The organism is Clostridium sp., assembly GCF_050717515.1.
Taxonomy (GTDB): Bacteria; Bacillota; Clostridia; order Clostridiales; family Clostridiaceae; genus Clostridium_AD.
Genome location: NZ_JBOITL010000042.1, coordinates 295,777 through 304,900, shown reverse-complemented (window position 1 = coordinate 304,900; position 9,124 = coordinate 295,777). Strand labels below are relative to the sequence as shown.

Genomic DNA, 9,124 nt, shown 5'->3' with positions numbered 1-9,124 from the left:
TGTGTACGCTTCGTATTGCTGTTACCAGCTTCAACGCAACACTCGATATGAGTGGTTGGTTAGACCTTCCTCAATAGGGACTTTCACCCTACAAGTAGATGCCAAGCTTTCTTGGCGCACTATAAATTATCTCCTGTTGCGAATTCACTTCCCCATAAAAAAACACCCGTAAGAAAAGCCATCTCTGCTAATCCTACGGGTATTCTTATATCAATCATTCAATTATATATTTACTGTTGCTCCAGCTAAAAGTATTACCGCTGCTGTACCATCAAGCCCTATCTTAATATGATCTAAAGTCTTCAGCATCAGCTCATATGGCATCTTATCAATTATCCCAATACTATTTTTGAGCCTAATTAATTCAGCTAATCTATACTTCTCAAGCACACCTTTATCACTTGTATTATGCTGCCACTCCTCATTTTCTACAAGCTGATTCCATGCCTTTATAAATACCTCCACTGGAACAGCATCTTTTATTCTCATTCCATTACAACACATCCCTGGCTCGACTGGTGAATATCTCCCTGCTCTGTATCTCTTGCAACACCAGTAATATTCACCTTTGTCTTTGGTACGCATTGATTCCCTTCTAACCAAGGTATGCCCACATTGGCTACAAACCAGCTTACCTCCAAGAGGTAGCTTCTCACTGTGCTGATGATATTTGTTCATTCTATGTTCCTTAATAAATCCATCCTGTCTTTGAAACTCAAGCTGGACACATTCCCAGGCATTTTTATCTATAATGGCAGGATGCGTGTCTTCATAATAAAATTTTGGTAAATCTCCATTGTTTTTCGCTCTCCGCTTTGTAAGATAATCTACATTATATGTCTTCTGAAAAAGTGTATCCCCTTTATATTTTTCATTAGTTAGGATCTTTTTTAGTGTACTCCAGTTCCATACCAAATTTCCACACTCAGTAACAACTCCATCTTCCGTAAGATGCTCTGCTATTTTATAGTACCCGTGTCCAGAAAGAAACTCTTGATATATTCTTCTAACAGTAATTGCCTGAGCTTCATTGATGATAAGATTACCTGTTTCATCCTTTTCATATCCAAAGAACTTCCCGCTTGGTATGCTTTGTATGCAACCTTTTTCATATTTGCGTCGTATTCCCCATTTTACATTCTCTGATTGATTTAAGCTTTCATTTTGTGCAACAGCTGAAATTAATGTTAGAAGAACTTCTCCCGCACTTGTTTTTGTATGGATATTTTCTTTCTCAAAGAATACATCCACTCCTAAAGCTCTTAGTTCTCTTATACTGTTTAAGCAGTCCAGAGTATTGCGCCCGAAGCGAGACAATCCTTTTGTAATAATCATATCAACTTTGTTTTCTCTAGCTTCCTGCATAAGCCTATTGAAACCTTCTCTCTTTTGAAGATTAGTTCCTGAGATGCCTTTATCTGCATAGATACCAGCGAAATCATAATCAGACTTCTCTATAATATATTTTTTAAAATATTGAACTTGTGCATTGTAGCTTGCTATTTGTTCATCACTGCTAGAAGATACTCTACAATATGCAGCTACCCTTATTTTTTTTGAATTATTCTCCGTCGTTCCTGGATCTATATTCGGTAACGGGTATAATACGGAAACTCTTTTCTGACCTCTTCTTTGAATAATTGCCATTTGTAACCTCCTCTACAACCATAGGTTCATTTATGACAATACCATTAGTAACTTCTTGCAATTTCCCTTCTGATATTCTCGTGCCTTCACAAACATCTTTGCCCTTTTGCATATATGTTGCACATATCCAGCTTATCCATCTACCTTGATGAATCACTCTTATAAGGGTTGCCCCACAGTATTTGCAGCGGAACATTTTTGTAAAAGGATATATTTTTGTTTTTCTACTTTCTCGAGTTAGCTGAGCCTTCTCCCAATCACTCCTACTTACTATAGGAGGATGAGCATTTTCCACATAATACTTTGCCTTTTGTCCTCTATTAATAATTCCCTTGCCATTAGCAGTTACATAGGTCTTCTGCATAAGGCAATCTCCTTTATATTTTTCATTAGATATAATTCCTAATATCCTACCTGATTGCCATGGCTTATTTGTATAGGTTGGTATACTTTTCTCATTAAAATCTTTTGCAATTTTATATCCGGTTTCTCCTGCTAAGAACAACTTATATATCTTTCTTACTATTTCTGCTTGCTCTTCATTTATTACAAATCTACCATTTTCATCTTTGTCATAACCAATCAAACGATTAACATCTACAATTGCCTCTCCGCGCTTGAATTTTTTTTCTATTGCCCATTTAACATTTTTTCTTACAGCTTTTCGCTCTTCTTCAGCAATTGCAGCTAGTACTGTAAGTAGCAATTCTCCTTCAGAATGAAGTGTATTAATTCCTTGTTCTTCAAAAATAACTCCAACTCCAATTGCTTTTAGTTCCCTAACACTTTCTAAAAGTATTAATGTATTCCTTGCAAACCTAGATATTGATTTAGTTATAATTAAATCTACTTCCCCGGCTTTAGCTTTTTCCATCATAGCCACCAAGCCCGGTCGGTTGTTCTTTGCCCCAGAATACCTGCATCTGAAAAGATGCCACAAAATTCAAATTCAGAGTTTGTTGTGAATTTTTTTGATAATATTCTGTTTGATTTTGAAGTGACCATAGCTGACCTACGCTTTCAGTGGATACTCTAACATAGGCACATATTCTCAGTTTTTTAGGTTTTTAAAACAGATTTTTCTTTTGATTTATCTTACCTTGGAATCTAGAATAGAGGTATAGCATGAGAACAGTAAGGAGCGAGAAAAGATCGGCTGTTTCACAACACGTTCAATTTCGGGGCTAATTATCCTCTTCACTTTATTCCGGCCTGTTATCTTCCTGTCTACGCTTCGCAGTAAATGTTACCATTTACCACGCAAGACTCGGTACTTGACTGCTGGCTAAGCTTTATCAAGATGACCATTTCAGGTCATTTGTATTCCTTGAGCTTTTCAAGGCGCAACCCTCACAGAACCGGGCTTGCGCTATTTACGCACACGGCTCTTCACTTCATCATTCGCATAATATAGCTGTTTCCAGCACCTAAATCAAATATATTTACACGTGTTTTCACTCTTGGTAGCGGATACTTATCTAAAAACAGGATAAATTTATCCCAATTAAAGCTCTTCTTTTGACTTCTACGATTTAACCATTTAAAAATTAGCCTTTTAACTTCATCAATGAAGTTACCTACTGCCCTTCGGTTATCCGTAATCCCGTAATAATTACAGTGTCCTTGTGTTTTAGCTTTTATTGTTTTCATAAATTCTTTAATTGGAATTGTCCTATTTTTCTTCATCCATACTTTACACCTTAATAAACTTGCTTTGTATTTCTTCTTACTAGTTTTCCTTTTTATTCGTTTTCTTCTTCCGTTCTTATCTTCACCAACATAGTGAGTAAAACCGAGAAAGTCAAAGGAGTTTTCTCCTTTATCATTGTCATCATCATTATACTCTTTCTTTAGTTTAATAATTTTGGTTTTCTCTTCTGCTATTTCAAGATTAAACTTACCTAATCTTACTATGAACTCTTCATAAAATTTCTTTGCATCTTCCTCATATTGAAAACAAAATACACTATCATCAGCGTATCTAACCATGTAAGCTTCTCCCTTGCAGTTTCTTCTTACTATTTTTTCAAACCATAAATCTAACACATAGTGCAAATATACGTTTGCTAAAAGTGGGGACAAGCTCCCCCCTTGCGGGGTTCCTTGTGGAGTATCATATTTAATCCCAGCTTCAATTATCCCAGCTTTTAACATTCTTGAAATAACTCTTTGTATATTAGGGTCTTCTATCCTATGTGCTATAAATTTCATCATCCATTCATGATTAACGTTATCAAAAAAACCGCGAATATCAGCATCTACTACGTATTTAATGACACTTTTGTTTAGTATTTTATCCAATAATTTTAATGCATCATGGCAGCTTCTCTTGGGTCTAAACCCAAATGAGCATTCCATAAAATCTTGTTCATATATTGCATTTAATGTTCTTGCTAGAGTAGATTGTACTAGCTTATCTTCATATGAAGGAATACCAAGAGGTCTTTTCTTATCTGTTCCTGGCTTTGGTATGTATACTCTTTTGGCTGGCTGTGGTTTATATGCTTGTCTTTTCATTTTTGCTACTAGTTCTTCCACATTTTCTTCTAGCCTTTCATTATACATTTCCTTCGTTACTTCATCCACTCCTGCTACTTTCTTTCCACTCATGTCTTTATGACTTTGAATCAGTGTCTCTTTGTTTATCAGGTGCATTAGTGATGTAAATTTTTCTTTAGGTTTAGCTTTCGCTACTTCTGCTATCCTTTCCAGTTGCGTTGCCATCTGTTTTCCTCCCTCTGCGTGAAGCATATGTTTCTCTTTAAGGTCAATGTTGTGTTACCGACTTTCCTCCATAGGAATTACTCTACTTCTTCGGTACTATTCAGTAATCCGACTCCCTGTTGCATTGGACATCCTTGCTTTGTTATCGCTTGGGTAATCCTACTTTCTCTGTGTAAAGAGCAACAGGGTCTCCCAAGTTGACTGTATCATATCAATGTATAGCATGCGAAGGTCTCCGACCCCGAGGAAGTCTGTATATTCTTGCTTAACGATTATACAGATATTGCTTTCCACTCAGACAAACGTGTCAGCCTTCCCGATAGGTATTTCGAGGCTCATTCCCTTCAACTTTACGCTTTCCGCCTACTATCTAACTGTCTACGCTTGACATCATGCGTTACCCCATGATGTCCAAGACTCGCTATGAGTGGTTTGCTAAACCTTTCTCAGCGGGGTTCCCACCCGCTATATGATACGCCCTTATCTTGGCGCTCTGCCTGTCACCCTAGTGAGGAGGCTTACCGACGAACTTGCTAATACTCTTCTACACTTTCAGCTGTTCTTATTGTTGATTTAACTTTCTCTGAGAATTCATCCCAAAGAGTTTCCATGATTTCCATACGTCTTTCATTTGGTCCCATCGCTTTCTTCACCACCTTCCCTTTCTCTATGAATTAATAATAAAAGTTAAATAGGTAGATTCATTTCCTATTTAAAAAAATTTTTTAGCAAAATATAAAAACAAAAAAATCGCCAGAGTCTTGCACTAGACTTCTTTCTCTAGTGGTTGACTCTGGCAATTTGGTGGTAGAATTAAATCTCCCCGTGGCTCAGTAGTATTTTATTTAGTTGTGTTACGTAGCAGGCCACTCATTGCGCCCCACCTCCTTCATGTAAGTCTTAATTTCTCTTAAATTGTAGATATGTAAATCCGTACCTCTCCGTTTAATAGTTACAATTTCTCTTGCTGTGTCCCCGACTTCAAATAACCGATAACCACAGACTTTACATTTTTGTGGAATTAACATATAACCGCCTCCTATATTCATGTTTGAAAATTTTATACAACAAAAAAAGCATGGTCTATACAGACCATGCCTAAATAAAGGTTATAATCAAAAGTCTGTACTAAAAGACTTGTTAATGATATAAAAAATTACGTTTTCGAAGTTCGCAAAATATATCATCTTTATACTTCGTCAAAAACATACATTTTTTGAAGTATAGAATCAACTTCCGCCGCTACAAGCTTTAATAGATTATCATGCCAATAATTAACTGAACTAAATTTATCATTTAGTACCATTAAACTTTTTCTAAACCCAGTATCCCAACTGTAATTATAGAAACAATCATTAAAATCTGGCTGTAAGCAATCATAAGATAATTTTTTTGCAACGTTATCAATAACTACCCACCAACGTTCTTTTAATAATTCTTTTAATTTCGATGGAAATTCATTTTTTATTTTTTCTGAATCATCATTTTCCACTAAAAATTTATAAGATATATCAAAATCATTTATCATATCATTTATAGGGATAAGATCACGTAACCATCTTGAAATCATATTCTTAATGTGTAGTTTGAAATTTAAATAATACAAAGCTTTTGTTTCATGACCTTCACCATAACTTAATTTGTTCCAAAAACAATTTACAGATCTTCCATGAAAAACACCTTTTTCATCAACATACTGTAAATACTGATTTTTTTGTTTTAAATTATATGCAGTCAATGCTGTAGCAATAGTTTTTGTTAAATCTTGGGCGTTACTAATTAATGTTAAAGGGGTATTATCAAGATCTATGCTGTATAACCATGGCCTATTACCGTCATAAGAGTACATCTCATCGATTTGATTTAAAATATCCAGAAAAATCTCATAAATTCTACTTTTGTGAAGTTTATTATCTAGTACCTTATTCATATCCTTAGATAAATCTGAAGCTAAAGAAAGAAATTCTACTTTTGAATTATTTTCTCTACCTAATTTATCCTCTCCATAACTATAACTGGTAATATATTGATTTGTAAATTCGTCAAAAGCTAAGTTTACATACTCATCATATTTCTCATCAGATGGTATACCATTTTCACCTGTATCCTGTCTCCACTTGTTAACTAAAATATTGCGTACCACAATATCAGCTTTTGTTCTGCAAATTATAACAGGCTTTTCTGCAAGTTTCTTTTCCTTTTCATACAATAACGAAATGCAAGTTTCATAAATTGATGGTTGTTCATCTGAAGCACATAAAAATAATACTGCATCAGTTTCACGCTGTAATATTCTATCCATTTCTTCATCTATTTCATCACGCTCTTGAGAAGATTGAGTAACCCCTGCAGTGTCTAAAATATTTAATTTGAAATTACGTCCGTACTTATTAACATTACGTTTATTAAACGCCTCTATAAATCCATCTGAGGGACTTATTGCATAACGTATCTCTTCAAAAATTAATGAGCATGCACTATTTTTGGCATAAATTTTATCAACAAGTTCATTCACTGGACTATCATCAGTCACTTTATCGATTAAAATAAAACTTTCTGCATTAAAATATGTCCATAAATTCTCTAATTCTGAATATAAGGTAACTTTTATTTTCTTGAACCAATCACTTAATACCTCTCTATGTTTTTCATTGTTACTGAATCTTTCATCAATCACTTCTTCATAAATATCACTCTTTTTTATATTTTTTTGTGCTTTCCTTCGCTCTTTAAAGTTTTTATTTACAGCATCCTCAATTAAATCTGGTTCTTCTATAATTTCTTTACATATTTTATCTAACAAACCAATCAATGGTTCTATTAAATCATGTGTATTAACAAAATCATATGCATGGTAGCTTCGATTTACAGGATTTAATATTTTTTTTATGATTTCACCATCAACCTTAAAATCTTCTAGTTCATCTCTCATTTTATAAATTGCTTCACCTATTACGGTTTTAGTATTTGTTAAGAATTTCAATAGTAAAACTTCTTCATCTTTATAAGGTATACATTGAACCAATACATCTGATGCCTCTAACCGCCAATTTAACATTAAAAGGGTTCTTATTAAAGTGGTTTGTGCTGTATCTCCTACATTTTTCCCTAATAATTTATTGATAGTAGGTTGTACTATTTCTGTAAGTGTTGTAGATTTTGCACTGCTTGTTGGTCCCATCAGTGTAATTGTCCCAGCACTCATTTGTCTAGCAATAAATGCAAGGCAGTTTTTTTCTGATTCCATTAAATGATTAAAAAATTTTTTTCCCATTATAATTCCTCCATCTATTTGTTTTATCAATCTAGTAGGCGATGGTACTAACCACTATCCTTTCATACCAATGTCTTAGGGGCCAATACACGTTGTTTTTATTATGCATTTCCATTACTAATGTTAAGTAATTAACAAACGCAAAAAGGGTATAGTCTCTACAGACTATACCCATAAAATCAACTCTCGGTATTTTAGTCTGTACAAGAAGACCTACTTTATCGCTCTATGTTATGTTTTCGAGGTTCATAACAACGATATATTACTTTAAATTTTATCAGACTATGAAAATATTGTCAATAATAATTTTATCATAAACACCAAAATTATAAATAAAAAATACTAGAAATCAATATATATAGGATTTCACTTAAGCCATGTTTATCTAAGAATATGAAGTAAATGATTTATTTGAGGTCTAATTCTTCGAAGTTTATCATATGATTATAGGCAATAAAGCTGTGAAGAAATGCAGACTGCAGTTGTACTTTATAATAATCAATTTAAATGTAGAATATTTCCACAGTATTGTTGATGGCGAAGAAAGATCTTTTTCTGAGATCGGGCCAAAGCGTGCTTATCAAAAAAACTAGATGAGGATTGCCCTCTTAACATTTACATCCGAGCATATAAAACAAACACTGCCATAGCAAAAAATAATATAATTCCATCACTCTCTGAATTCATAATCAATGCCAAAACCACTGATATTTTGTCTCTTAAGTTTCATTACTGATTTTGCTATGTCTCACTATAATTTTTGTAATTTGTTTGTCAATGCCTTTAAATAAGAGATCCACCGTGTATTTTAAATAGTTAGTCTTTACTTTAAAGAAATTTATTTTTTATCAGTACTTACTATTTCTTACTTTACCAGAAAAATATAATTTTTAAACTTCCCTTCTCCTATTTGAATTAAATCTTTTTCGTGCAAGTCTTGGAACTTTACGTAATTAGTTATAAAACAATATGTACCCCCAATCAACTCAGGTTTTTCGAGATCAATAAATTCATTAATAATATTCATCTTAAACTCAATATCTAAATTGCAGACTAGATCATCCTCACCAAAGATTGAAAGAGCTAATTCATACAAAAGTTCTTCCTTATCATTTTTTAGCATTTCATATTTTTCTTCATCCATCAAAATGTTTAACTCCTCAACAATTATAGCTATAACTTGTAAAATTGCAGTTATAAGAATAAATATTTTTTAACTCTCTGTTTTTTTCAATGATAACGACATGCCTTTAGCTCAATTAATCAGGTTCACTATACACAAGTCCAAGAGGAACAGAACAATGGAAAGCTATATACTCAAGGAGAACCATCACAGAAATAGTATGGGATAGAATAAAAAATGACTTTTATGCCAGCAATGCTATCGTTTATTCTAGGAAACAACTTACTGTTAGTGTATTTCTCGGAGCATTTTGTCGTTATATTGATGCATGGGCTAAAGAAAATAAACAAACTTTA

The 9,124-nt window shown here is 33.5% G+C and carries 5 protein-coding genes; all 5 read right to left on the bottom strand.

Features of this window, described 5'->3' with window-relative positions:
* Nucleotides 1-222: 222 nt before the first annotated feature.
* Entirely contained in the window at nucleotides 223-1,647 is a 1,425-nt protein-coding gene (locus ACREV6_RS25715) for a recombinase family protein (RefSeq protein WP_431580883.1), read from the bottom strand.
* The gene (locus ACREV6_RS25710; protein WP_431580882.1) at nucleotides 1,562-2,587 is read right to left on the bottom strand and encodes a recombinase family protein; all 1,026 of its coding nucleotides are present in this window, start codon (nucleotides 2,585-2,587) and stop codon (nucleotides 1,562-1,564) included. Before ACREV6_RS25710 ends, ACREV6_RS25715 begins: the two co-directional genes overlap by 86 nt.
* A 449-nt stretch (nucleotides 2,588-3,036) precedes the next feature.
* Nucleotides 3,037-4,371, bottom strand: coding sequence for a group II intron reverse transcriptase/maturase (gene ltrA, locus ACREV6_RS25705; RefSeq protein WP_431580881.1), 1,335 nt, complete (start codon nucleotides 4,369-4,371; stop codon nucleotides 3,037-3,039).
* 1,189 nt (nucleotides 4,372-5,560) lie between these two features.
* Entirely contained in the window at nucleotides 5,561-7,645 is a 2,085-nt protein-coding gene (locus tag ACREV6_RS25700; protein WP_431580880.1) for a GTPase domain-containing protein, read from the bottom strand.
* Nucleotides 7,646-8,510: 865 nt separating this feature from the next.
* Nucleotides 8,511-8,792, bottom strand: coding sequence for a hypothetical protein (locus ACREV6_RS25695; protein WP_431580879.1), 282 nt, complete (start codon nucleotides 8,790-8,792; stop codon nucleotides 8,511-8,513).
* Between the last annotated feature and the right edge of the window lie 332 nt (nucleotides 8,793-9,124).